Raw genomic sequence first — 23,060 nt, forward strand, 5'->3', positions numbered from 1 at the left:
CAGTCGTCATGCCCGGGCAAAAGCGCGGAGCGCGTCTTCGCGCAAATGTCCCGGGCATCCACGAACTGTGGCGCAGCGGGCAAGAACGTGGATGGCCTGGACAAGCCCGGCCATGACGCAGCAAGGGGCCGCGGCCTTCGTATCCTCTCCGCCCTCGCACTCTCTTTCATCCTCGCCATCACCGGCTTCGTCGGCTGGGTCTACTCGCTCGGACCTCTCCCGCTCGACGAGGCCCGGCACGTCTCCACCACCATCGTCGACCGCAACGGCAAGCTGCTGCGGGCCTACGCCATGGCCGACGGCCGCTGGCGGTTGCCGGTCGATGCCAAATCCAGCGTCGATCTGACCTATCTCAAGCTGCTGTTCGCCTATGAGGACCAGCGCTTCTATGCCCACAACGGTCTCGACCCGCTCGCACTCGGGCGTGCCGCGTTGCAGCTTGCGACGCGCGGCCACATCGTCTCTGGCGGCTCCACCATCAGCATGCAGCTGGCGCGGCTGATGGAGCCGCGGCGGCAGCGCTCGCTCTACGCCAAGCTGCGGCAGATGGTGCGCGCGATCGAGATCGAGCGCAGCATGAGCAAGGAGCAGATCCTCGACCTCTATCTCGCGCTGGCGCCTTATGGCGGCAATCTCGAGGGCATCCGCGCCGCTTCGATTGGCTATCTCGGCAAGGAGCCGAAGCGGTTGTCGCTGGCTGAAGCCGCGCTGCTGGTCGCGCTGCCGCAGTCGCCGGAGACGCGCCGCCTCGACCGCCATCCCGAGGCCGCGCGCAAGGCGCGCGACCGCGTGCTCGATCGCATGGTCGAGGAGCGTGTGGTCAGTGCCGACGACGCAAGGCAGGCCAAGGCCGTGCCCGTGCCAAGGCTGCGCAAGCCGATGCCGATCCTGGCGCCGCATGCCTCCGATACCGCGCTGTCGACCGTCAAGGATAAGCCGGTCATCAAGCTGACGCTGGATGCGAACCTGCAGAAGGTGCTGGAGCCGCTGGCGCGTGACCGCGCCATTGCGCTCGGGCCGAACATCTCGGTCGGCATCATCGTGGTCGACAATGAGAGCGGCGACGTGCTCGCGCGCGTCGGCTCGGCGGATTATTTCGACGAGAGCCGGGCAGGGCAGGTCGACATGACCCGTGCGATCCGCTCGCCGGGCTCGACGCTGAAACCTTTCATCTACGGGCTCGCCTTCGAGGACGGCTTCGTCCACCCGGAGAGCCTGATCGACGACCGGCCGGTCCGCTTCGGCTCCTACGCGCCTGAGAATTTCGACATGACCTTCCAGGGCACAGTGCCGGTGAGGAAGGCGCTGCAACTCTCGCTGAACGTGCCGGCGATCGTGCTGCTCGATCGCGTCGGATCGAGCCGGCTGGCGTCGCGACTGCGGCAGGCCGGCGGCAACCTGGTCCTGCCCAAGGACGAAGCGCCGGGGCTTGCCATGGGTCTGGGCGGCGTCGGCGTGACGCTGCAGGATCTCGCCCAGCTCTATACGGGCTTTGCCCGCCTCGGCACCACCAAGCCGCTGCGCGAGGTGATCGCTGACAAGGACGACCGCGAGCCGCTCCGGCTGCTGGATCAGGTCGCGGCCTGGCAGGTCGGCAACGTGCTGCTGGGAACGCCGCCGCCGGAGAACGCCGCCCACAACCGCATCGCCTTCAAGACCGGCACCTCCTACGGCTATCGAGACGCCTGGTCGGTCGGGTTCGACGGCCGGATGACCATCGGGGTATGGGTCGGCCGGCCCGACGGTGCGCCGGTTCCCGGCCTGATCGGGCGCGTCGCCGCCGCACCGATCCTGTTCGATGCCTTCGCCCGCAGCGGCAAGACGCTGACCGCATTGCCGAAGCCGCCAAAGGGAACCCTGGTTGCCAGCAACGCCAAGCTGCCGTTGCCGCTGAAGCGGTTCCGTCCGGTGGGGGAACTGGTGCGGACCGGCGGTGAGCAGGCGCTGCATATCCAGTTTCCGCTGAACGGCTCGCGGATCGACGTCGATCGCTCCGGGGGGCAGGAGAGCGCCGCGATGCCGGTCAAGGTCGCGGGCGGCGTGCTTCCCATGACCGTCATGGTTAACGGTACGGCGCTCGGCGAGATCGACGGCCGCCGCCAGCGCCTGATCGATCCGCCCGGTCCGGGCTTTGCGCGGCTCACCGTGATCGACGCCACGGGCGCCGCGGACACAGTCGTCATTCGAATTCAATGACCCTGCCTTAAGCGGTTGTGGCGATGGCGGTTTCAGCGTAAGCGGAACCAATGGCCGAGACCTACCCAACTCCCCGTTTTGGAGCGCCCCGCGAGCCAAAATCGCCTGCAAATCCGGGCAGCGGGCTCGTGCGCATGCTCGATGTCGCCACGGCCAGCCATGCCCGCGCCGTTGCCTTCCTGCTCGTGTGCGCGCTGCTGTTGTTCCTGCCGGGCTTCTTCACGATCCCGCCGATCGATCGCGACGAGGCGCGGTTCGCCCAGGCCACCAAGCAGATGGTCGAGAGCGGCGACTATGTCGATATCCGCTTTCAGGAGGACGTCCGCTACAAGAAGCCGGTCGGCATCTATTGGTTGCAATCGGCGACGGTCGAAGCCGCCTCGATGCTCAAGCTGCCGAAGGCCGAATTGCGGATCTGGGTCTACCGGCTGCCGTCGCTGTTCGGGGCGATCGGCGCCGTGCTCATGACCTATTGGGCCGCGCTCGGGTTCGTCACGCGGCGTGCCGCGGTGCTGGCGGCGCTGATGATGTGCGCTTCGGTGCTGCTCGGCGTCGAGGCGCGGCTCGCCAAGACCGACGCGATGCTGCTGTTCTGCGTGACCGCCGCGATGGGTGCGATGGCGCGAGCCTATCTGTCCTGGCAGCGCGCCGAGGACGAGACGCATCCGCCGTGGAGCTGGCCCGCGATCTTCTGGACCGCGCTTGCGGTCGGCATCCTGATCAAGGGCCCACTGATCCTGATGTTCGCAGGGCTGACCATAGCCGCGCTCGCGATCCAGGACCGCGATGCCTCCTGGCTGTGGAAGCTGCGCCCGGTCTGGGGCCTGATGTGGATGCTGGTGCTGGTGCTGCCCTGGTTCGTCGCGATCTTCTGGCGCGCGGGCGATGCCTTCTTTGCCGATTCCGTCGGCGGCGACATGCTGAGCAAGATCGGCGCCCAGGAATCCCATGGTGCGCCGCCTGGACTTTACCTGGCGCTGTTCTGGATCACGTTCTGGCCGGGCGCACCGCTCGCGGCGATGGCGGCACCCGCGGTGTGGCGGGCGCGGCGTGAGCCCGGCGCGCAGTTTCTGCTGGCCTGGCTGATCCCGTCCTGGATCGTGTTCGAGGCGGTGCTGACCAAGCTGCCGCATTACGTGCTGCCGCTGTACCCGGCGATCGCCATCCTCACCGCCGGTGCGGTGGAGCGGCGCGTGCTGTCGCGCTCCTGGCTGATGCGCGGTTCGGCCTGGTGGTTCGCGATCCCCGCGGCCACCTCGATCATCGCGGTGGTCGGCGCCGTGATGCTGACGCGGCAGCCCGCTTTTGTGGCTTGGCCGTTTATCGCGGCATCGCTGATTTTCGGCCTGTTCGCCTGGTGGCTCTACGACAACAACCGCGCCGAGCGCTCGCTGCTCAACGCGCTGGTTGCGGCCTTGATGCTGGCGGTGGTGGTGTATGGCATCGTGCTGCCGTCGCTGACGCCGCTGTTTCCGAGCATCGAGATCGCGCGCGCCTTGCGCAACGTCAGCTGTGTCGGGCCAAAGGCGGCTGCGGCCGGCTATCACGAGCCGAGCCTCGTCTTCCTGACGGGCACCCAGACCCTGCTCACGGACGGGTCGGGCGCGGCCGACTTCCTGAGGCAGGGCAGCTGCCGCTTTGCGCTGATCGAGCAGCGTTCGGAGCGGAGCTTCGTGCAGCGCGCCGAGGCGATCGGGCTGCGCTACAAGGTTGGCACCCGCATCGACGGCTACAATTTCTCGCAAGGGCGCGCGATCTCGATCTCGATCTTCCGCTCGGAAGGCACCGAATAGGATGCCTGTTACGACCAGCCCCGCGCCCCGTCCGGGCTATCCCGCGCAATTGCTCGCCGTGTCCCGGAGCGCGCTGGCGCAGCTCGTCCGCACGCCCTCGCATTCGCGCCGCGCAGAGGCCGCGCGAAAGCTGGCGCGGCATTCGCTGTGGCTCAGTGCGACGGGCGCGGCTCTCGTCATCGCGCTGATGCTCGCGTTCGACCAGACCGAGATCCAGCTGATGCCGGCGCGCGGCACGCCAAGCCTGTGGCCGATCCGCATCCTCACCGATTTCGGCAAGGACGAGTACCTGCTCTCGGTGCTCGGGGGCGTGCTGGTGGTGTTGGCGTTCGTTGCGGCGGGGCTTCACGGCACAAGCCGCGCGCTGCTCCTCGGTCTCGGCACACGGCTGCAATTTGTGTTTCTTTCGATTGCCGTGTCGGCGTTCGTTGCCGAGGTCCTGAAATATGTCATCGGCCGCGGACGTCCGTTTGTCGGCGGCAAGGCCAATCCGTTCAACTTCGTGCCGTTCGAGGGCACGGGGGCCTATGCCAGTCTGCCTTCGGGCCATGCCGTGGCGGCGTTCGCGCTGGCGTTTGCCGTGTCGGCATTGTGGCCGCGCCTGCGCGTGTTGATGTTCACTTACGCAATCGTGATCCTGTTGACGCGGCTGGTGCTGGTCGCCCATCACCCAAGCGACGTCGTGGCCGGCGCCCTGGTCGGCACGGTCGGCGCCATGGCGGTCCGCTATTGGTTCGCGGCCAGGCGGCTGGGTTTTGCCATCCGCGCCGATGGCACCATTGTGCCTCTTCCGGGGGCAGTCTCGGGCCGTCTCAAAAGGGTTGCCCGCGGGGCATCCGCCCCATAAAAGCGGCTGCCTGCCGGGACCGCCGGTTCCCAGGGGTCCCCAGGCCCACTTCCAACCACGAGCCGCCTTTGTCGACGTCCCAGCCCTCGGTTTCCATCGTCGTTCCCGTGCGCAACGAAGCCGACAACATCGCGCCGCTGATCGCGGAGATCGGCGCGGCGCTCGATGGCCGCTGGGCCTATGAGATCATCTACGTCAACGACGGCTCGACCGATGCGACCGGCGAACGGCTCGCGGCGATCATGGCGCAGCGGGACAATCTGCGCCAGCTTCGCCACGCCAGATCAGGCGGCCAATCCGCGGCCGTGCGCAGCGGCGTGCGCGCGGCGCGCGGCGCGATCGTGGCGACCCTCGATGGCGACGGCCAGAACAATCCAGCCTTCCTGCCCGACCTGATCTCGGCGGTCGAGAAGGGCACAGGGCGCGTCGGCCTCGCTGCGGGGCAGCGTGTCGGACGCAAGGATACCGGCTTCAAGAAATTCCAGTCGCGCATAGCGAACGGCGTCCGCAACGCCATCTTGAAGGACGGCACGCGGGATACCGGCTGCGGGCTCAAGGCATTCCGCCGCGAGGTCTTCCTGATGATGCCCTATTTCGACGGGCTGCATCGCTTCCTGCCGGCGCTGGTCCGCCGCGAAGGCTACGACATCGCCTATGTCGACGTGATCGACCGGCCGCGCCATTCCGGCGTGTCCAACTACGGCTTCTTCGACCGGCTGTGGATCGGCATCATGGATCTCGCCGGCGTATGGTGGCTGATCCGCCGCAAGAAGCCGACACCAGATGTGACTGAGGTGAACGCATGATCATTCAATACGGTCAGGCGCTGAGCAATTATCTCTACGACGTCTTCGTCGCCAAGTTCGATTTCTGGCTGGCATTCGGCCTCGTCGCGCAGCTGTTCTTCACCGCGCGCTTCCTGGTGCAGTGGATCGCGAGCGAGCGCGCCGGCAACAGCGTGGTGCCGATGGCGTTCTGGTTCTGCTCGATGGGCGGCGGACTGATGACGCTGGTCTACGGCGTCGTGAAGCGCGAGCCGGTGATCATCCTCGGACAATCGCTCGCGACCATCATCTATATCCGCAACATCATGCTGATCATCAAGAACCGCGGCCGCGCCTCGAAGACGCTCGATCGCTGAGCCCAGGTTCTAGTGCGGCAAGGCCGAGGCCGCGCCTGAGGTTGGCAGGGCCGCTGTCTCCGCCTCGGTCCTGCGATAATGCACGCCGGCCGCGTCGAGCACGGGATAGGCGACCGAGCAGATATGCGAGTGGATGCGCCTGAGGTCGCGCAGCACGTCGAGATGCAGCGACGTCGTTTCGATGGTTTCGGGGCGGCCCTCGCGCAGGCGGTCGAGATGTCGCTCGACCGCGGCGAGCTCGGTGTTGCGTAGCGCGGCTTTCTCCACCAGCAGCTTGCGCGCCTCGTTGGCATCGCCCGACATGAAGACCCCGAAGGCGATCCGCAGCGAGTCCATCGTGCGCTTGTGGAAGGCGGCGAGCTCGTCGGCCCCTTCCGCCGAAAACTGGAAGCGCCGCTTGATCTTCTTGGTGGCGAGCTCGCTCAGGCTCTTGTCGATGATGTCACCGATATGTTCGAGATTGATGGCGAAGGAGATGATCTCCATCGCACGCCGTCCTTCGCTCTCGTCGAGGCTGCCCCGCATCAGCTTGGTCACGTAGAGCTTGATGGCCTCGTCGAGACCGTCGACGAAATTGTCCATCTTGGAGACCTGGTCGACCAGGGCACGGTCGCCGGTCATCATCGCCGCCATCACCTTGCGCAGCATGACTTCAACGAGGTCGCCCATGCGCAGCGTCTCGCGGGCGGCGTCGGCGAGCGCCAGTGACGGCGTCTCCAGCGCGGTCTCGTCGAGATAGCGCGGCCGGGCTGGGTCGGCCTCCTGCACGCGATCCGGCAGGAGGCGGGTGAGTAGGCGCGACATGGTGTCGAGCAGGCCGATGAAGACGACGGCGGTGCCGACATTGAAGGCGATGTGGAAAGCCGCCGTCATCTTGGCGAGATCGGGCTGCCAGGCGTGCATGTGCTCGGCGATCGTGCCCAGGAAGGGCAGGACGAGGGCAATCCCGATCACGCGGTTGACGAGATTGCCGACCGGCAGGCGGTAGCTCGCAGGATCGTCACGCCTGGCGCCCTCGAACACGGGATTGATGGCACTGCCGAGATTGGCCCCGAGCACCAGCGCCAGCGCCGCGTCGGGCGTGATGAACTGCGAATAGGCCAGCGACATGATCAGCAGCACGCTGGCGACGCTCGAATGCACGGCCCAGGTGACGAGGGCGGCGATGACGATGCACAATATGGGATCGCCCGTGATGGCCGACATCACGATGCGGACGCCCGGTGCGTTCTCAGCCGGCGCCAGCGTGTCGAGCAGGATGTGCAGCGAGAGCAGCATCAGGCCGAGGCCGATGCAGACGCGGCCGATGTCCTTGATCCGCGATCGCGGGCCGGAGCGGAAGGCGACGAGGCCGAGCACGAACAGGACCGGCGCGACGGCTGCGATGTTGAACGACAGCACCTGCACGATCAGCGTCGTGCCGACATTGGCCCCGAGCATGATGGCGAGCGCCGCGGCGAGGCTGACGAGGCCTTCGGCGGCGAACGAGCTCGTGATCAGGGCGGTCGCGGTGCTGCTCTGGAGCAGCGCGGTGAGGCCGAGGCCGGCGGCGAAAGCGCTGCCGCGGTTGCTCAGCGCCTTGCCGAGCAGCCGCCGCAGGTCGGGACCGAAGGCGCGCAAGATCCCGCTGTGGACCATATGCAGGCCCCACAGCAACAGCGCAACGCCGCCCATCAGATCGAGCAGAACCAACGTTCCCATGCTCCGTGTCCGGATTGGAGTCGATTGGTGAGGCTAGCGCCAAATGCTTGAGGTTCAAACCTTTTGTTGGCGCGTCGGCGTTAACGTTTACGCCAGCTGCACGTTCCCGCGGCGCGTTGAGCGTCCGCCGCGGCGCGCGTTGGCGCGTCCGCAGTCGAGATGCCTTGTGAGCAGGCTCACATTGCCGCTTTGAGGGCAGCGAAGCCGCGGTCGAGATCGGCCTTGAGGTCGTCGACGCTTTCCAGTCCGATATGCAGGCGCAGCGTCGGGCCGCCGGGCGCCCACTTGGTCGCTGTGCGATAGGCATCGCAATCGAAGGGAATCGCAAGGCTCTCGAAGCCGCCCCATGAAAAGCCCATGCCGAACAGCTTGAGCGTGTTCAGCATGGTGTCGACGGCCTTCTGCGGCGCCGGCTTCAGCACGATGCTGAACAGGCCGGACGCGCCGGTGAAGTCGCGCTTCCAGATCGCGTGGCCGGGATCGGTCTCCAAGCCGGGATGCAGCACACGCGCGACCTCGGGCCGGCTAGCCAGCCAGCGCGCCATGTCGAGCCCTGAGCGGTGATGTTGTGCCAGCCGCACCGACAGCGTGCGCAGGCCGCGCAGCGCCAGGAAGACGTCGTCGGGTCCAGCGCAGACGCCGAGCAGGCGGATGCCCTCGGCGACCATCGGCCAGGCCTTGGCATTTGCCGAGATGGTGCCGAACATGATGTCGGAATGGCCGCCGATATATTTGGTTGCGGCCTGCATGCTGATGTCGACGCCCTGTTCGAGCGAGCGGTGATAGAGCGGCGTTGCCCAGGTGTTGTCATCGATGACGAGCGCGCCGCGCCCATGCGCGACCTCGGCGATGGCGCGGATGTCCGGCATCTCGAACGACTGCGAGCCTGGGGCCTCCACCAGCACGGCCCGGGTGTTGGGCTTGAACAGCTTGTCGATGCCGGCGCCGATCATCGGATCGAAATAGCTGGTCTCGACGCCAAAGCGGGTGAGCATGCCGTTGCAGAAATTGCGCGAGGGCCGATAGACGTTGTCGCAGACCAGGAGATGGTCTCCGGCCTTGAGCACCGAGAGCAGGGTGGTCGAGATCGCCGACAGCCCCGACGGCACGATGCCGACGCCGGCGCATTGCGGTCCCTCCAGCGCCATCAGCGTCTCCTGGAACGCCTTGGTGGTGGGGGAACCGTGACGGCCATAAGTGAACTCGCCGCGATGGGCGTGCAGGTCCTCGGCGGTCGGGTAGAGCACGGTCGAGCCGTGAAAGACCGGCGGATTGACGAACCCCTTCTGCGCCTTGGTGTCGCGGCCGGAGGTGACCAGCCGGGTCTCGGCCTGCTGCTCTTGGGGGTGCGAGGAATCCATGCGTCTGCTTTCAAAACCGCGTTTCCGCTCGGGCTTGGCGCCTGACGGGCTGGCCGAAAGGCCGCTGTCGTTAATAACAGAACACAGAAGAGTCCCGTCAACCCCTTGACCCGGCACGCCAGTCGTTCTGTGATGCGCAGGTGCTATTCAGTCGCCGCATGTTGAGGGGCCTGCCGCGACCTTCGATCCATCGTCTGACCGGACCTTGCGCCACAGCCATATCGGCGGGCGCCTGCGGCGGGGATTAAGGTATGGCCTCCCGGGATCGGCGGGTGTTCGGCAAGGTTTTCCAGCATGACTCTTGCAGGGCTGGCCTTGATACGCCTGGCCCTGGCAGCGATGATCCTGAGACAACGTTCCTTGAGACGACTTTGAAAGGCCCAAAGCCCATGAAACGCGTAACCCTGGCTCTCACCCTTGCTCTCGCCGCCGGCCTCTCCGCCCAAGCCGCCGACGCGCAAACGCTCAAGACGGTCAAGGACCGGGGCATGCTGTCCTGCGGTGTCAGCCAGGGCCTGCCGGGCTTCTCCTCGCCCGACGACAAGGGCAACTGGACCGGCCTCGACGTCGACGTCTGCAAGGCGATCGCCGGGGCGATCTTCAACGATGCGACCAAGGTCAAGTACGTGCCGCTGTCCGCCAAGGACCGGTTCACCGCGCTGCAATCCGGCGAAATCGACGTGCTCTCGCGCAACACCACCTGGACCATCTCGCGTGACACCTCGCTCGGCGCCAATTTTACCGGCGTGACCTATTATGACGGGCAGGGCTTCATGGTGAAGAAGTCGCTCAAGGTGAATTCGGCGCTCGAGCTCAACAGCGCCTCGGTCTGCGTGCAGACTGGCACTACCACCGAGCAAAATCTGGCCGACTACTTCAAAGCCAACAACATGAAGTACGAGGTGATCGCGTTCGGCACCAACGACGAAACGGTCAAGGCCTATGAGGCCGGACGCTGCGACGTCTTCACCACCGACCAGTCGGGCCTGTACGCCAATCGCCTGAAGCTTGCCAATCCCAACGACCACATGGTGCTTCCCGAGATCATCTCGAAGGAGCCGCTCGGCCCCATGGTGCGCCACGGCGACGATCAGTGGTTCGACATCGTGAAGTGGACCCTGTTCGCGATGGTCACCGCCGAAGAGCTTGGCGTGAGCTCGAAGAACGTCGACGAGAAAGCGAAGCTGGAAAATCCCGAGTTGAAGCGCGTCCTCGGCACCGACGGCAATTTCGGTGAACAACTCGGCCTGACCAAGGACTGGGTGGTGCGGGTCGTGAAGGCGGTCGGCAATTACGGCGAGGTGTTCGATCGCAATGTCGGCGCGGGCTCGCCGCTCGCCATCAATCGCGGTCTCAACAATCTCTGGAACAAGGGCGGTCTTCAGTACGCGCCGCCGATCCGCTGATCATCCTGATCCGCTGGCAGCGGCATGAGCACCGAGGCCCGAAAACCGCCACCCCAGATCGCGCTGAAGATCAGGCGCGTTCTGGGTGGCAAGGCAGGTTGGAACGGCATTGCAGTCCAGTTTGCCTTCGCGGCGATCCTGGGCTGGATCGGCTATGAGATCGTCTCCAATGCCCGCGCCAATCTCGAAAACCAGCACATCGCCGCCGGTTTCGGCTTCCTCAGGAATAATGCCGGCTTCGACGTCAACCAGACCCTGATCTCCTATACCGGTTCGGACACGTTCCTGCGCGTGTTCGTGGTCGGGCTCCTGAACACGCTCGTGGTCTCGGTGGTGGGCATCGTCTTCGCCACCTTGATCGGCTTCATCGTCGCGCTGTGCCGGCTGTCGCCCAATTGGCTGCTGTCGCGCGTCGGCGAGATCTATGTCGAGATCATCCGCAACCTGCCGCTGCTGTTCCAGATCCTGTTCTGGTACCTCGCGGTGCTGGCTGCCTTGCCCAATCCTCGGCAGAGCATCTCGCTGCTCGGCGTTGCCTTCATCAGCAATCGCGGCCTCGTCATTCCTAGCCCGATCGGCGGGAGCGGCCTGATGCCATTCCTGGCGATGCTGGCGCTCGGTATCGCCGCGTCACTGGTCTTGCGCTTCTATGCGCGGCGCGCGCTGTTTCAGGAAGGGCGGATGATCCGGATCTGGCCCACCGTGCTGGCCCTGCTGTTCGGGCTGCCGCTTGCCACGATGTTGGTGTTCGGTCTGCCCTTCACCTTCGAGCTGCCGCAGCTGAAGGGCTTCAATTTTGCCGGCGGATCGCGGATCATCCCGGAGTTCGTGGCGCTGACGCTGGCGCTGTCGACCTATACCGCCGCCTTCATCGCCGAGATTGTGCGCGCCGGAATCTTGTCCGTCCACAAGGGGCAGATGGAGGCGGGGGCCTCGCTCGGCCTCAGCCGCGGCAACACGCTGCGGCTGATCGTGGTGCCGCAGGCCATGCGCGTCATCGTGCCGCCGCTGACCAACCAGTACCTTAATCTCACCAAGAACTCGTCGCTGGCGGTCGCGATCGGCTATCCCGACCTCGTCTCGGTGTTCGCCGGCACGTCGCTGAGCCAGACCGGGCAGGCGATCGAGATCATCGCGATGACCATGGGCATCTATCTCCTGATCTCGCTGCTCACCAGCGCGATCATGAGCGTCTACGGGTGGCGCGTCAGCCGGAGTCTGGGCGCATGAGCGATATCGCCTCGAGCAGCTTCGTCCGCCGCGACCTGCTCACCGAGCGTCCCGCACCGATGAAGACCACGGGCTTTGTCGGGCTGATGCGCACGCGCCTGTTCAACTCGCCCACCAACATCCTGCTCACGATCGTCGGCGTCCTGCTGCTGTGGTTCACCATCGTTCCCTCGGTCAGGTTCCTGATGGTCGATGCGGTCTGGAGCGGCAAGGACCGCACGGCGTGCCTCACGGAGAACGCCGGCTTTGCGGTCGGCGCCTGCTGGCCCTACATCCAGGCCAAGCTGCCGCAATTGATCTATGGTTTTTATCCCGAGGCCGAGCGCTGGCGGGTCAACCTCGCGTTTGTCCTTGCGGCGGTCCTGCTTGTGCCATTGCTCGTGCCGCGTCTGCCGGCAAAGGGGCTCAACGCCAGTCTGTTCTTCTTCGCATTCCCAGTGGTCGCGTTCTTTCTGCTGCACGGTGGCGGCATCAAGGGCTTTGGCCTCAGTTGGACCGCCGGCCTGCTGGAATTGTTCGACGAGAGCATCATCGGCGCCGGGCAGGCCGTGCTCGGTTTCAGCAAGACTTCCGCCGTCGCGCCGCTGTTGTGGGCGGTCGGGAATTTCATCGTGCTGGTCGGCACGGCGATCTCCTGGCTGATCCTTCCGCTGACCTGGTTGCGCGATCAGATCCAGGGAGCGGGTCAGTCGGTCTGGGCCGATTTTGCCGTCACGACCGCAGTCGTGTCGTTGATCGCCTTCGGCCTCGGCGGCGGCTTGCGCACGGGTTGGCGCGCTCTGGCCTCGAGCATTGCTGCCTTCTTCGCCATCGCCGCGGTGATCAAGCTGATGGGTCTCGATCGCGGTGGACTGCCGGTCGTGACGACGAATTTGTGGGGCGGCCTCCTGGTGACGCTGGTGGTCTCCGTCACCGGCATCGTCACCTCGCTGCCGATCGGCATCGCGCTGGCGCTCGGCCGCCGCTCCACCATTCCGCTGATCCGGATCTTCTCGATCGCCTTCATCGAGTTCTGGCGCGGCGTGCCGCTGATCACGGTGCTGTTCTTCGCCACCTACATGCTGCCCCTGTTCCTGCCCGGCAATTTCACCGTCGACGGTCTCGTCCGCGCGCTGATCGGCATCGCGCTGTTCACGGGCGCCTACCAGGCCGAGAACGTCCGCGGCGGGCTCGCTGCGATCCCGCGAGGGCAGGGCGAGGCGGCCGCGGCCCTGGGGCTGTCCTGGTGGAAGACGACCTCGCTGATCGTGCTGCCGCAGGCGCTGCGTCACGTCATTCCGAACCTCGTCAACAGCTTCATCTCGTTGTTCAAGGACACCTCGCTGGTCTCGATCGTAGCGCTGTTCGACCTGTTGGGCTCGCTCAGGGCCTCGTTCTCGGACCCGAAATGGTCGACGCCTTCGACCGCGTTCACCGGCTTCGCCTTTGCCGGGATCATCTACTTCATCTTCTGCTTTGGAATGTCGCGCTACTCGCTGTTCGTCGAGCACCGCCTCAACGCCCACCGTCGCAACTGATCGAGGTCACCATGTCCGACCCCATCGTCAAGATTTCCGGCCTCAACAAATGGTACGGCGACTTTCACGTGCTGCGCGACATCGACCTTGCGGTCGAGAAGGGTGAGCGCATCGTGATCTGCGGGCCCTCGGGCTCCGGCAAGTCGACATTGATCCGCTGCATCAACGCGCTGGAGGAATTCCAGGAGGGCGAGATCGTCGTCGACGGCATCGCGCTCGGGCCCAACCTCAAGCACATCGACGCGGTGCGCCGCGAGGTCGGCATGGTGTTCCAGAGCTTCAACCTGTTCCCGCATCTGACCGTGCTGGAGAACTGCACGCTGGCGCCAATCTGGGTGCGCAACATCCCGAAGAAGGACGCCGAGATCAACGCGATGAAGTTCCTGGAGCGGGTCAAGATCCCGCATCAGGCCAACAAGTTTCCGGGGCAGATGTCCGGCGGCCAGCAGCAGCGCGTCGCAATCGCGCGGGCCCTGACGATGAACCCGAAGGTCATGCTGTTCGACGAGCCGACCTCGGCGCTCGACCCCGAGATGGTCAAGGAGGTGCTGGACACCATGGTGGACCTCGCCGAGGAGGGCATGACCATGCTGGTCGTCACCCACGAAATGGGCTTTGCCCGCGAGGTTGCCAACCGCGTGGTCTTCATGGATGCCGGCCAGATCATCGAGGCCAACACGCCGAACGAATTCTTTGCGGCGCCCCAGCACGCCCGCACGAAACTGTTCCTGAGCCAGATTTTGCGCTGAGCACCTGCCATCCGGAGACCGCGCCGGTCTGACCGGGCCGCCAGCCTGGCACCATCCGAATCAGCTGTGCCTCGTTCCGGACCAACTTCCGGAGAGAGACCTTGCAGAGCAGTGTCGGCGCGCGCGCATTCCAGAATGCACGATTGCAAAAGAAGTTGAAGAAGCAGGCGGACGCCGTCATGTCGCTCGCGGTCGAGGCGCTCCGGCAGGGCAGATTTGCCGAGGCCGAGACGCTCTGCCGCGGCATTGTGGAGGAGGTTCCGGATCATTTCCATGCCACGCACCTGCTTGGCCTTCGCGCCTATGAAGGCGGGCGGCTGGAGGAGGCGCAACAGCTGTTCGAGCGCGCGATTGCGCTCGATCCGCGCTCGCCCGATGCCCATGGAAATCTCGGCGCTGTGTATTTCGATCTGCAGAAATTCCAGGACGCCCGCGCATGCCAGGAGAAGGCCCTTGCGCTGAAGCCGAATTGTCCGATCACCCTCACCAATCTCGGCAATACGCTCCTGAACGTCGGCCTCGGCGAACAGGCGATCAGGCTGCACGAACGCGCTATCGGGCTGCGGCCCGACTACGCCGATGCATTTTGCAACCGCGGCATGGCGGAGCTGATGATCGGCCGGTCCGAGCGCGCCAAGGAGAGTTTCGATCGCGCCCTGTCGCTTCAGCCGCGTCATGCGGAAGCGATCGCCGGCAAGGGCATGGTGTGCATCGAGCTCCGGCATTACGAGGAGGCGGAAGCCGCCCTCGCCGCAGGCTTGGCGATCAAGCCGGGTTCACCGCGGATTCTGGCCCAGCGCGGACGGCTCAATTTCGATCTGCATCGGCTGGAGCAGGCGGCGGCGGACTTCGATGCGGCGCTGGCGCAATCGCCGCGGCTCGAGCTCGCGCTGCGTGGCAAGGCGCAGGTCAATCTTCTCTTGGGAAACACGACGCAGGCGATTGCGGCCGTCAAGACCCTGCTCGAGGACAATCCGCGGTCCGATTACGCAATCGTGCTTCTCGGCGCCTGCTACGCGAACCAGGGAGACGTCGCGACGGCGCTCGAGCACCTCGACGCGGCGCTCGAGATATCACCTGACTATGCGGATGCGATCGCACGCAAGATCTTCATCCTGGATTATCTGCCCGAGGCCGATTTCGCGGTCCAGCAGGCGGCGCGGAAATCCTGGTGGGATGCGATCGGCGCCAGGCTGCCGCAACGGACACTGCCGCCCCGGGCGCTCGATCCGGACAGGCGGATCGTCGTCGGCTATGTCGCGTCGGAATTCAGGAACCACTCGGCCGCGTTCGCGCTGTTGCCGGTGCTGCGCCAACACGATCACACGAGGTTCGAGATCGTCTGCTATTCCTGCTGGCCGCTGCAGGACGAGATTACCGAGAGATTCAAGCCTCTCGCGGACGTCTGGGTCGACGCCGCGCAGCTTTCGGACGACGAGCTGGCCGATCGCATCCAGGCAGACAAGATCGACATCCTGATCGACGTATCCGGGCATACGGCCGGCAACAGGCTGCCTGTCTTTGCCCGCAAGCCGGCCCCGATCCAGGTCACGGGTTTCGGACACGCTACGGGCACCGGCCTTCAGACCATGGATTACGTGCTCGCCGATCCCATCTTCATTCCGCAATCGGCGCGCCATTTGCTGGCCGAGAAAGTCCATGATCTGCCCTGCCTGATCACGATTGATCCCATCCTGGACGTGCCGCCCTCGGAGCTTCCCATGCTCCGGAACGGCCATGTGACCTTCGGCGTGTTCAACCGCATCTACAAGATCTCGGATGATGCGATCCGGGTGTGGTCGAAGGTGATGCGTGAGGTGAGGGGGTCGAAGATCATCATCAAGCACGGGCTGCTCGACGATGCCTTGCTGCGCGACGGCCTGATCGCGCGGTTCGTGGCTCAGGGCATTGCCGAAGACAATATCACCTGCCTGGGCTCGACCACGCGCCACGAGCATCTGCTGGCCTTTGCGCAAGTCGATATCTCCCTCGACACCTTCCCGCAAAATGGCGGCATCAGCACCTGGGAATCGCTCTATGCGGGCGTTCCGGTCGTCGCCAAGCTCGGCAATGGCTCTTCGGCACGCGCCGGCGGCTCCATCGTGGCGGCCGTCGGCCTCGGCGACTGGGTCGCCGAGGATGACGACGGCTACACCGCGATCGCGTGCAAATATGCGGCACAGCCCGCTCATCTGGCGAAATTGCGGGCGGAACTGCCGGCTCGGATCGCAGCCTCGCCTGCCGGCAACGTCGAACTTTACACGCGTGAGGTCGAAGCGGCCTATCGCCGGTTCTGGCACGATCATTGTGCCGCGGCCTCGGAACGCGGCGAGGTGGCGTAGCCCGACCTTGCGTTGCCCCCCGGGAAATCCCGGAGTCGCTGCCGGCCGGGTGACCGGCCGGCCATGGCTGCGAATCAGTTAGACTCGCCTCAGGGCATCCTCCGGAGAGACACCTTGCAGAACAGCGGCGGCGGCGCGCGCGCATTCCAGAATGCGCGATTGCAGAAAAAATTGATGAAGCAGGCCGATGCCGTCATCGCCGCTGCGGCGAACGCCTATGGCCAGTGCCGATATGCCGAGACCGAGGCGCTGTGCCGCGAAATCCTGAAAGCCCTTCCGGATCACGTCGACGCCATCCACCTGCTCGGCATGTGCGCCCATGACGGCCGGCGCTTCGAGGAGGCGCAGCAGCTGCTGGAGCGCGTGATTGCGCTCGATCCGCGCCTGCACGATGCCCATAACAACCTCGCGACCGTGCATTTCGACCTCGGCAATTACGAGGACGCGCGGCGCTGCCAGGAGAGGGCGATCGCGCTGAAGCCCAATTTCGCGGTGGCGCTGACCAATCTCGGCAACACGCTGATGCATATGGGGCTGTACGAGCAGGCGCTCGAAATGCACGAGCGCGCCATCAAGGTCAAACCGGATTATGCCGACGCGCTCTGCAATCGCGGCATGGTCGAACTCGTGCTTGGGCAGATCATGCGCGCCAAGGAGAGCTTCGATCGCGCCCTGCTGTTTCAGCCGCGTCACGCCGAGGCCATCGTCGGCAGCGGCATGGTCAGCATGGAGCTGCGGCACCACGAGGAGGCGGCAGCCAAGTTAGCCACGGCGCTTGCGATCAAGCCCGGCGCGCCGAGGATCCTGGCCCAGCGCGGGCGGCTCAGTTACGAGCTGCAGCGCCTCCACGAGGCGCTGGCGGATTTCGATGCGGCGCTTGCGATTTCGCCCAAGCTCGAACTGGCCCTTCGGGGCAAGGCTCAGGTCTGCCTCGTCATGGGAAAGACCGCGCAGGCGATGGCGGCGGCGACGACCTTGATCGAGCGCAACCCGCGCTCCGAGATGGGGTTGGCGCTGATGGGCTTCGCTTATTCGAACCAGGGAGAGATGGACGCTGCGATCGAATATCTCGATCGTGCGCTGGCGCTCCGGCCGGACTATGGAGACGCGATCAGAGGCAAGATCTTCCTGCTGGACTACCTCGCGGATGCCGATTTCGCGGTCCAGCAGGCTGTACGAAAGTCATGGTGGGATGCGATCGGCTCGAAGATTCCGCAAAGGACGCTGCCGAAGCGGCCGCTGGATCCGGACAAGCAGATCGTGGTCGGATATGTCGCGGCCGAATTCCGGCAACACTCGGCGGGGCTCACCTTGCTGCCCGTGTTGCGCCATCATGATCACGCCAAGTTCAAGATCATCTGCTACTACTCCTGGCCGGGAGCGGACGAGTACACCGCCATGTTCAAGCAAATGGCGGACGTCTGGGTCGACGCTTGGCAAATGTCGGATGACGAACTCGCCGATCGCATTCAGGCCGACAATGTCGACATCCTGATCGACGTTTCGGGCCACACCACCGGCAACCGGCTGCAATGCTTCGCGCGGAAGCCGGCTCCGATCCAGGCAACCGGCTTCGGACACGCGACGGGCACGGGCATGCAGACCATGGACTACGTGCTCGCGGATCCCATTTTCATTCCGCCATCGGCTCGACATTTGTTTCCGGAGAAAATCTACGATCTGCCGTGCCTGATCACGATGGAGCCGGTCACCAATCTGCAGCCTTCCGAACTGCCAATGCTCCGCAACGGCTACGTCACCTTCGGCGTGTTCAACCGCATCTACAAGATCTCGGATGATGCGATCCGTGTGTGGTCGCGCATCATGCGGGAGGTGCCGGGATCAAAGATCATCCTCAAGCATGGTTTGCTCGATGATGTCTTGCTGCGCGATAACCTGATCGCACGCTTCATCGCGCAGGGCATTGCCGAGGAGGACATCACGTGCCTCGGCACCACCTCGCGCGACGATCACCTGATGGCCTTTGACAAGATCGATATTTCGCTCGACACGTTCCCGCAGAATGGCGGCATCAGCACCTGGGAATCCCTCTACAAGGGCGTTCCCGTCGTCGCCAAGCTCGGCATTGGAGCTTCTTCGCGTGCCGGCGCCTCCATCGTGGCCGCCGTCGGTCTCGGCGACTGGGTCGCCGAGGATGACGACGGCTATGTCGAGATCGCCCGCAAATATGCGTCGCAGCCCGAGCATCTGGTGAAGTTGCGCGCGGGCTTGCCGGCTCAGATCGCAGCCTCGCCCGCCGGCAATGTCGAGATCTATACGCGTGAGCTCGAAGCGGGTTACCGTCAGTTCTGGCGCGACTATTGTGCCGCAGGCGCGGAAAGCGGCGACGCTGCGGTAAGCGGGGCAGACGCATCCGGCGGTTCCTGAGCCGGATCCTGCAACACGCCCCGGAACGCCCGGAGGGATTTCCGCTCCGGCCGACCGGCCGGCCCGGAACGCGAATCAGTTAGACTCGCCACGGGCCATCTTCCGGAGAGACATCTTGCAGAGCAGCGCCGGGGCGCGCGCATTCCAGAATGCGCGGTTGCAGAAGAAATTGAAGAAGCAGGTCGACGCCATCATCGCTGCCGCGGCGAGCGCCTATGGCCAGGGCAGACATGCGGAGACCGAGGCGCTCTGCCGTCAGATCCTGCAAGCCATTCCGGATCATTTCGACGCGACGCATCTGCTCGGCCTGAGCGCGCAACAGGGCGGGCGCCTGGAGGAGGCGCAACAATTGCTCGAGCGCGCGATCGCGATCGATCCGCGTTCGCACGAGGCCCATAACAATCTCGCGGCTGTGCATTTGGCCCTTCAGAAATTCGAGGCCGCCCGTACATGTCAGGAGAAGGCGATCGCGCTGAAGCCGAATTTTCTGCCGGCTCTGGTAGGCCTCGGCAATACCTCGCTTCAGATGAACCTGCCCGAACAGGCGATCGAGATGTACGATCGCGCCATCAAGCTGAAGCCCGATTATACCGATGCGCTCTGCAATCGTGGTCTGGCCGAGCTGGCGCTGGGCCGGTTTGCCCCTGCCATGCAAAGCTTCGAGCGCGCGCTGTTGTTTCAGCCGCGCCATGTCGAGGCGCTCGTCGGCAAGGCGGTGGTCGGCCTGGAGCTCAAGCATTACGATGATGCGGAAGCTGCTCTCGCGGCGGCGCTCGCAATCAGGCCCGCTTCGGCGAAGATACTGGCGCAACGCGGGCGGCTCAATTACGAGCTGCAGCGCATGGAACCGGCGATCGCCGATTTCGAGGCGGCGCTTGCGATTTCGCCCAAGCTCGAACTGGCTCTCCGAGGCAAGGCACAGGCTTGCCTCGTGATGGGAAAGACAGCGCAGGCGATAGCGGCCGCTGCGGCCTTGATCGAGCGAAATCCGCGCTCGGAGACAGGGCTGGCGCTGATGGGCTTTGCTCATTCGAACCAGGGGGACATGGACGCCGCGATCGAATATCTCGATCGCGCCCTGGCGATCCGGCCGGACTATGAAGATGCGATCCGGGGAAAGATCTTCTTGCAGGACTTCCGTGCCGAGGCCGATTTCGCGCTCCAGCAGGCGGTGCGATGGGATTGGTGGGACGTGATCGGCTCCAGGATACCGCGGCGGACGCTGCCGAAGCGGCCGCTCGATCCGGACAAGCAGATTGTGGTCGGCTATGTCGCTTCCGAATTCCGACAGCACTCGGCGGGGCTGACTTTGCTGCCGGTGCTGCGCCATCATGATCACACCAACTTCAAGATCATCTGCTATTCGTGCTCGCCGTCACGAGACGAGATGACCGCCAACTTCAAGTCGCTGGCGGACGTCTGGGTCGATGCGTGGCAGCTCTCGGACGACGAGCTCGCCGATCGCATCCAGGCCGACCATGTCGACATTCTGATCGACGTTTCGGGCCACACGACCGGCAACAGGCTGCAGGTCTTCGCGCGGAAGCCGGCTCCGATCCAGGCCACCGGATTCGGACACGCGACGGGCACGGGCATGCAGACCATGGACTATGTGCTCGCGGACCCCGTCTTCATTCCGCAATCGGCACGGCATCTGCTGGCCGAAAAGGTGTTTGACCTGCCGTGCCTCAACACCATCGATCCGATCCTGGATGTGCCGCCGTCGGACCTTCCCATGCTCCGCAACGGCCATGTGACCTTCGGCGTGTTCAACCGTGTCAACAAGATCTCGGCCGAGGCGATCCGGGTGTGGTCGAGCGTGATGCACGAGGTGATCGGATCGAAGATCATCATCAAACATACGCTGCTTGACGATCCCATGATCCGCGACGGCCTGCTTGCGAGACTCGTGAACCAGGGCATCCCCGAACAGAACATCACCTGCCTGGGCTCGTCAGGGCGGGCGGATCATCTGCGGACCTTCGCGCAAGTCGATATTTCGCTCGATCCATTCCCGCAGAATGGCGGCATCAGCACCTGGGAATCCCTCTATGCGGGCGTTCCTGTCGTGGCCAAGCTCGGTCATGGCGCCTCATCGCGTGCCGGCGGCGCCATCGTGGCGGCGGTCGGGCTTAACGACTGGGTCGCCGAGGATGACGACGGCTATGTCGAGATCGCCCGCAAGTTTGCGTCGCAGCCCGAGCATCTGGCTAAATTGCGCGCGGGCCTACCGGCTCGGATCGCAGCTTCGCCAGCCGGCAATGTCGAGATCTACACGCGTGAGCTCGAAGCGGGTTATCGTCAGTTCTGGCGCGACTATTGTGCCGCCGCTGCGGGGTGAGGCAACGCCGTCGCCGGCGAGGCGGGCGCGCCCAGCGGTTCCTGAGCCAGGACAGTCCAGCGCGGGCCCGGGATATCCCGGGTAATTTCCGGTCTCGCCGACCGTCAGGCTAACTGCGCGAATCAGCTAGACTCGCCGAGCACCATCTCCCGGAGAGACATCTTGCAGAGCAGCGCCGGCGCGCGCGCATTCCAGAATGCGCGGTTGCAGAAGAAATTGAAGAAGCAGGCCGACGGTATCATCTCCGCAGCGGCGAGCGCCTATGGCCAGGGTAGATATGCGGAGAGCGAGGCGCTTTGCCGCCAGATCGTGCAAGCCGTTCCGGATCATTTCGACGCTACGCATTTGCTCGGCTTGAGCGTGCAACAAAGCGGGCGGCTGCAGGAGGCGCAGCAGCTGCTGGAGCGCGCAATCGCGATCGAGCCACGCTCGCACGAGGCCCACAACAATCTCGCGGCAGTGCATCTGGCCCTTCAGAAATTTGACGCCGCTCGCGCCTGTCAGGAAAAGGCGATCGCGCTGAAGCCGAACTTTGCGCCGGCCTTGGCCGGCCTTGGCAATACCTTGCTTCAGATGAACCTGCCCGAACAGGCCATCGAGCTGTACGACCGCGCCATCGCCCTGAAGCCCGACAATGCCGATGCGCTCTGCAATCGTGGCCTCGCCGAGCTGGCGCTGGGCCGATTTGACCGCGCCAGGCAGAGTTTCGAGCGCGCTCTGTTGTTTCAGCCGCGTCACGCCGAAGCCCTTATCGGCAAGGGCGTGGTCGGGATCGAGCTCAAGCATTACGACGAGGCGGAAGCCGCGCTCGCAGCGGCGTTCGCGATCAGGCCAGGTTCGGCGAAGCTCCTGGCGCACCGCGGACGGCTCAATCTTGCGCTGTCGCGGCTGGAACAGGCGGCGGCGGATTTTGACGCAGCCCTTGCGCTTTCACCGAAGCTCGAAATTGCGTTGCGGGGGAAGGCGGAAGTCGCGTTGAGCATGGGTAATACCGCGCAGGCGATCCTGGCCTGCACGGCTTTGCTCGAAGAAAATCCGCGCTCGGCGATCGCATTGGCGCTGCTGAGCTCCTGTTTTGCCAACCAGGGCGAAATCGCAGCCGCAATCGAACATCTCGACGCCGCGCTCGCAATCGCGCCGGACCAGCCGGACCTGCTCGCGCGGAAGATCTATTTTCTGGACTTTCTCTCCGACGCCGATTTCGCGATCCAGCAAGCGGCGCGCAAATCCTGGGGGGATGCGATCGGCGCCAGATTGGCGCAGAGGACGCACGCACCCCGACAACTCGATCCTGACAGACGGATCGTGGTCGGGTATGTCGCGGCCGAGTTCTGGTACCACTCAGCGGCGTTCGGTCTTTTGCCGGTGCTGCGCCACCATGATCACGCCAAGTTCGAGATCGTCTGCTATTCGTGCTCGCCGGTACGAGATGAGATGACCGCCAAGTTCAAGTCGCTGGCGGACGTCTGGGTCGACGCCTGGCAGCTTTCGGACGACGAACTGGCCGATCGTATCGAGGCTGACAAGATTGATATCCTGATCGACGTGTCAGGGCATACGACCGGCAACAGGCTCCCGGTCTTCGCCCGCAAGCCCGCCCCGATCCAGGTCACGGGCTTCGGACATGCCACGGGCACCGGCCTTCAGACCATGGACTACGTGCTCGCCGATCCGATCTTCATTCCGGAATCGGCCCGTGGTCTACTGGCTGAAAAGGTCTGCGATCTACCTTGCCTGATCACGATCGATCCCATCCTGGATGTGCCTGCTTCGGAGCTTCCCATGCTCCGCAACGGCCATGTGACCTTTGGCGTTTTCAATCGCATCTCCAAGATCTCGGATGAGGCCATCCGCGTGTGGTCGAGGGCGATGCGCGAGGTGCCCGGATCCAGGATCATCATCAAGCATACGCTGCTTGACGATCCCATGCTGCGCGACGGTCTTCTTGCGCGGCTCGTGAACCAGGGCATCCCCGAACAGAACATCACCTGCCTGGGCTCGTCAGGGCGGGCGGATCATCTGCGGACCTTCGCGCAAGTCGATATTTC

Annotated in this window: 15 protein-coding genes; 13 read left to right on the forward strand and 2 right to left on the reverse strand. The window is 64.7% G+C overall.

Annotated features, from left to right (window positions below):
* Nucleotides 1-87: 87 nt before the first annotated feature.
* The 5 genes from pbpC (at nucleotide 88) to A3AS_RS0140655 (ending at nucleotide 5,977) form a co-directional block, all read left to right on the forward strand.
* Nucleotides 88-2,196: a penicillin-binding protein 1C gene (pbpC, locus tag A3AS_RS0140635; RefSeq protein WP_018323150.1), complete on the forward strand. Its 2,109-nt coding sequence runs from the start codon at nucleotides 88-90 to the stop codon at nucleotides 2,194-2,196.
* A 50-nt stretch (nucleotides 2,197-2,246) separates the two neighbouring features.
* Nucleotides 2,247-3,989 (forward strand): glycosyltransferase family 39 protein, encoded by a 1,743-nt coding sequence (locus A3AS_RS0140640; RefSeq protein ID WP_018323151.1) that lies wholly within the window; start codon nucleotides 2,247-2,249, stop codon nucleotides 3,987-3,989.
* A 1-nt stretch (nucleotide 3,990) separates the two neighbouring features.
* A complete protein-coding gene (locus A3AS_RS0140645; RefSeq protein ID WP_018323152.1) occupies nucleotides 3,991-4,836 on the forward strand; it encodes a phosphatase PAP2 family protein in 846 nt (281 codons plus the stop codon).
* A 68-nt stretch (nucleotides 4,837-4,904) separates the two neighbouring features.
* A complete protein-coding gene (locus A3AS_RS0140650; RefSeq protein WP_018323153.1) occupies nucleotides 4,905-5,642 on the forward strand; it encodes a glycosyltransferase family 2 protein in 738 nt (245 codons plus the stop codon).
* Nucleotides 5,639-5,977: a lipid-A-disaccharide synthase N-terminal domain-containing protein gene (locus A3AS_RS0140655; RefSeq protein ID WP_018323154.1), complete on the forward strand. Its 339-nt coding sequence runs from the start codon at nucleotides 5,639-5,641 to the stop codon at nucleotides 5,975-5,977. The genes A3AS_RS0140650 and A3AS_RS0140655 overlap by 4 nt, the downstream gene beginning before the upstream one ends.
* 9 nt (nucleotides 5,978-5,986) lie before the next feature.
* Here the strand turns inward: A3AS_RS0140655 and A3AS_RS0140660 are convergent, their stop codons facing one another.
* Both A3AS_RS0140660 and metC read right to left on the reverse strand, forming a co-directional pair.
* Nucleotides 5,987-7,678 carry a Na/Pi cotransporter family protein gene (locus A3AS_RS0140660; RefSeq protein ID WP_018323155.1) on the reverse strand — a complete coding sequence of 564 codons (1,692 nt, stop codon included), beginning with the start codon at nucleotides 7,676-7,678 and terminating at the stop codon, nucleotides 5,987-5,989.
* Between the two features lie 176 nt (nucleotides 7,679-7,854).
* Nucleotides 7,855-9,039, reverse strand: a complete 1,185-nt coding sequence (gene metC / locus A3AS_RS0140665; protein WP_018323156.1) for a cystathionine beta-lyase — start codon at nucleotides 9,037-9,039, stop codon at nucleotides 7,855-7,857.
* Between the two features lie 389 nt (nucleotides 9,040-9,428).
* Here metC and A3AS_RS0140670 point away from each other — a divergent pair, with 389 nt between their 5' ends.
* The 8 genes from A3AS_RS0140670 to A3AS_RS0140705 form a co-directional block, all read left to right on the forward strand.
* Nucleotides 9,429-10,445, forward strand: coding sequence for an amino acid ABC transporter substrate-binding protein (locus tag A3AS_RS0140670; RefSeq protein ID WP_018323157.1), 1,017 nt, complete (start codon nucleotides 9,429-9,431; stop codon nucleotides 10,443-10,445).
* 24 nt (nucleotides 10,446-10,469) lie between these two features.
* Nucleotides 10,470-11,675, forward strand: coding sequence for an amino acid ABC transporter permease (locus A3AS_RS0140675; RefSeq protein WP_018323158.1), 1,206 nt, complete (start codon nucleotides 10,470-10,472; stop codon nucleotides 11,673-11,675).
* Entirely contained in the window at nucleotides 11,672-13,192 is a 1,521-nt protein-coding gene (locus A3AS_RS0140680; RefSeq protein WP_026202884.1) for an amino acid ABC transporter permease, read from the forward strand. The genes A3AS_RS0140675 and A3AS_RS0140680 overlap by 4 nt, the downstream gene beginning before the upstream one ends.
* A gap of 11 nt (nucleotides 13,193-13,203) precedes the next feature.
* On the forward strand, nucleotides 13,204-13,941 hold the full coding sequence (locus A3AS_RS0140685; protein ID WP_018323160.1) for an amino acid ABC transporter ATP-binding protein: 738 nt from the start codon (nucleotides 13,204-13,206) through the stop codon (nucleotides 13,939-13,941).
* A 101-nt stretch (nucleotides 13,942-14,042) separates the two neighbouring features.
* Complete coding sequence (locus A3AS_RS0140690; protein ID WP_026202885.1) at nucleotides 14,043-16,283, forward strand: tetratricopeptide repeat protein; 2,241 nt, start codon at nucleotides 14,043-14,045, stop codon at nucleotides 16,281-16,283.
* Nucleotides 16,284-16,397: 114 nt separating this feature from the next.
* On the forward strand, nucleotides 16,398-18,671 hold the full coding sequence (locus A3AS_RS0140695; protein ID WP_018323162.1) for a tetratricopeptide repeat protein: 2,274 nt from the start codon (nucleotides 16,398-16,400) through the stop codon (nucleotides 18,669-18,671).
* A gap of 115 nt (nucleotides 18,672-18,786) precedes the next feature.
* Nucleotides 18,787-21,012: a tetratricopeptide repeat protein gene (locus A3AS_RS0140700; RefSeq protein ID WP_018323163.1), complete on the forward strand. Its 2,226-nt coding sequence runs from the start codon at nucleotides 18,787-18,789 to the stop codon at nucleotides 21,010-21,012.
* Between the two features lie 162 nt (nucleotides 21,013-21,174).
* Nucleotides 21,175-23,060: glycosyltransferase family 41 protein (locus A3AS_RS0140705; RefSeq protein WP_018323164.1), on the forward strand; the 1,886-nt coding region annotated here is incomplete at its 3' end.

Origin of the sequence: Bradyrhizobium sp. WSM2793 (assembly GCF_000379585.1) — a bacterium.
GTDB lineage: Bacteria > Pseudomonadota > Alphaproteobacteria > Rhizobiales > Xanthobacteraceae > Bradyrhizobium.

Excerpts from the sequence above, each read along its gene's own strand:
- A3AS_RS0140640 (WP_018323151.1), top strand. The coding sequence starts at position 2,247 with ATGGCCGAGACCTACCCAACTCCCCGTTTTGGAGCGCCCCGCGAGCCA.
- A3AS_RS0140645 (WP_018323152.1), top strand. The coding sequence starts at position 3,991 with ATGCCTGTTACGACCAGCCCCGCGCCCCGTCCGGGCTATCCCGCGCAA.
- A3AS_RS0140655 (WP_018323154.1), top strand. The coding sequence starts at position 5,639 with ATGATCATTCAATACGGTCAGGCGCTGAGCAATTATCTCTACGACGTC.
- A3AS_RS0140660 (WP_018323155.1), bottom strand. The coding sequence starts at position 7,678 with ATGGGAACGTTGGTTCTGCTCGATCTGATGGGCGGCGTTGCGCTGTTG.
- metC (WP_018323156.1), bottom strand. The coding sequence starts at position 9,039 with ATGGATTCCTCGCACCCCCAAGAGCAGCAGGCCGAGACCCGGCTGGTC.
- A3AS_RS0140670 (WP_018323157.1), top strand. The coding sequence starts at position 9,429 with ATGAAACGCGTAACCCTGGCTCTCACCCTTGCTCTCGCCGCCGGCCTC.
- A3AS_RS0140675 (WP_018323158.1), top strand. The coding sequence starts at position 10,470 with ATGAGCACCGAGGCCCGAAAACCGCCACCCCAGATCGCGCTGAAGATC.
- A3AS_RS0140680 (WP_026202884.1), top strand. The coding sequence starts at position 11,672 with ATGAGCGATATCGCCTCGAGCAGCTTCGTCCGCCGCGACCTGCTCACC.
- A3AS_RS0140685 (WP_018323160.1), top strand. The coding sequence starts at position 13,204 with ATGTCCGACCCCATCGTCAAGATTTCCGGCCTCAACAAATGGTACGGC.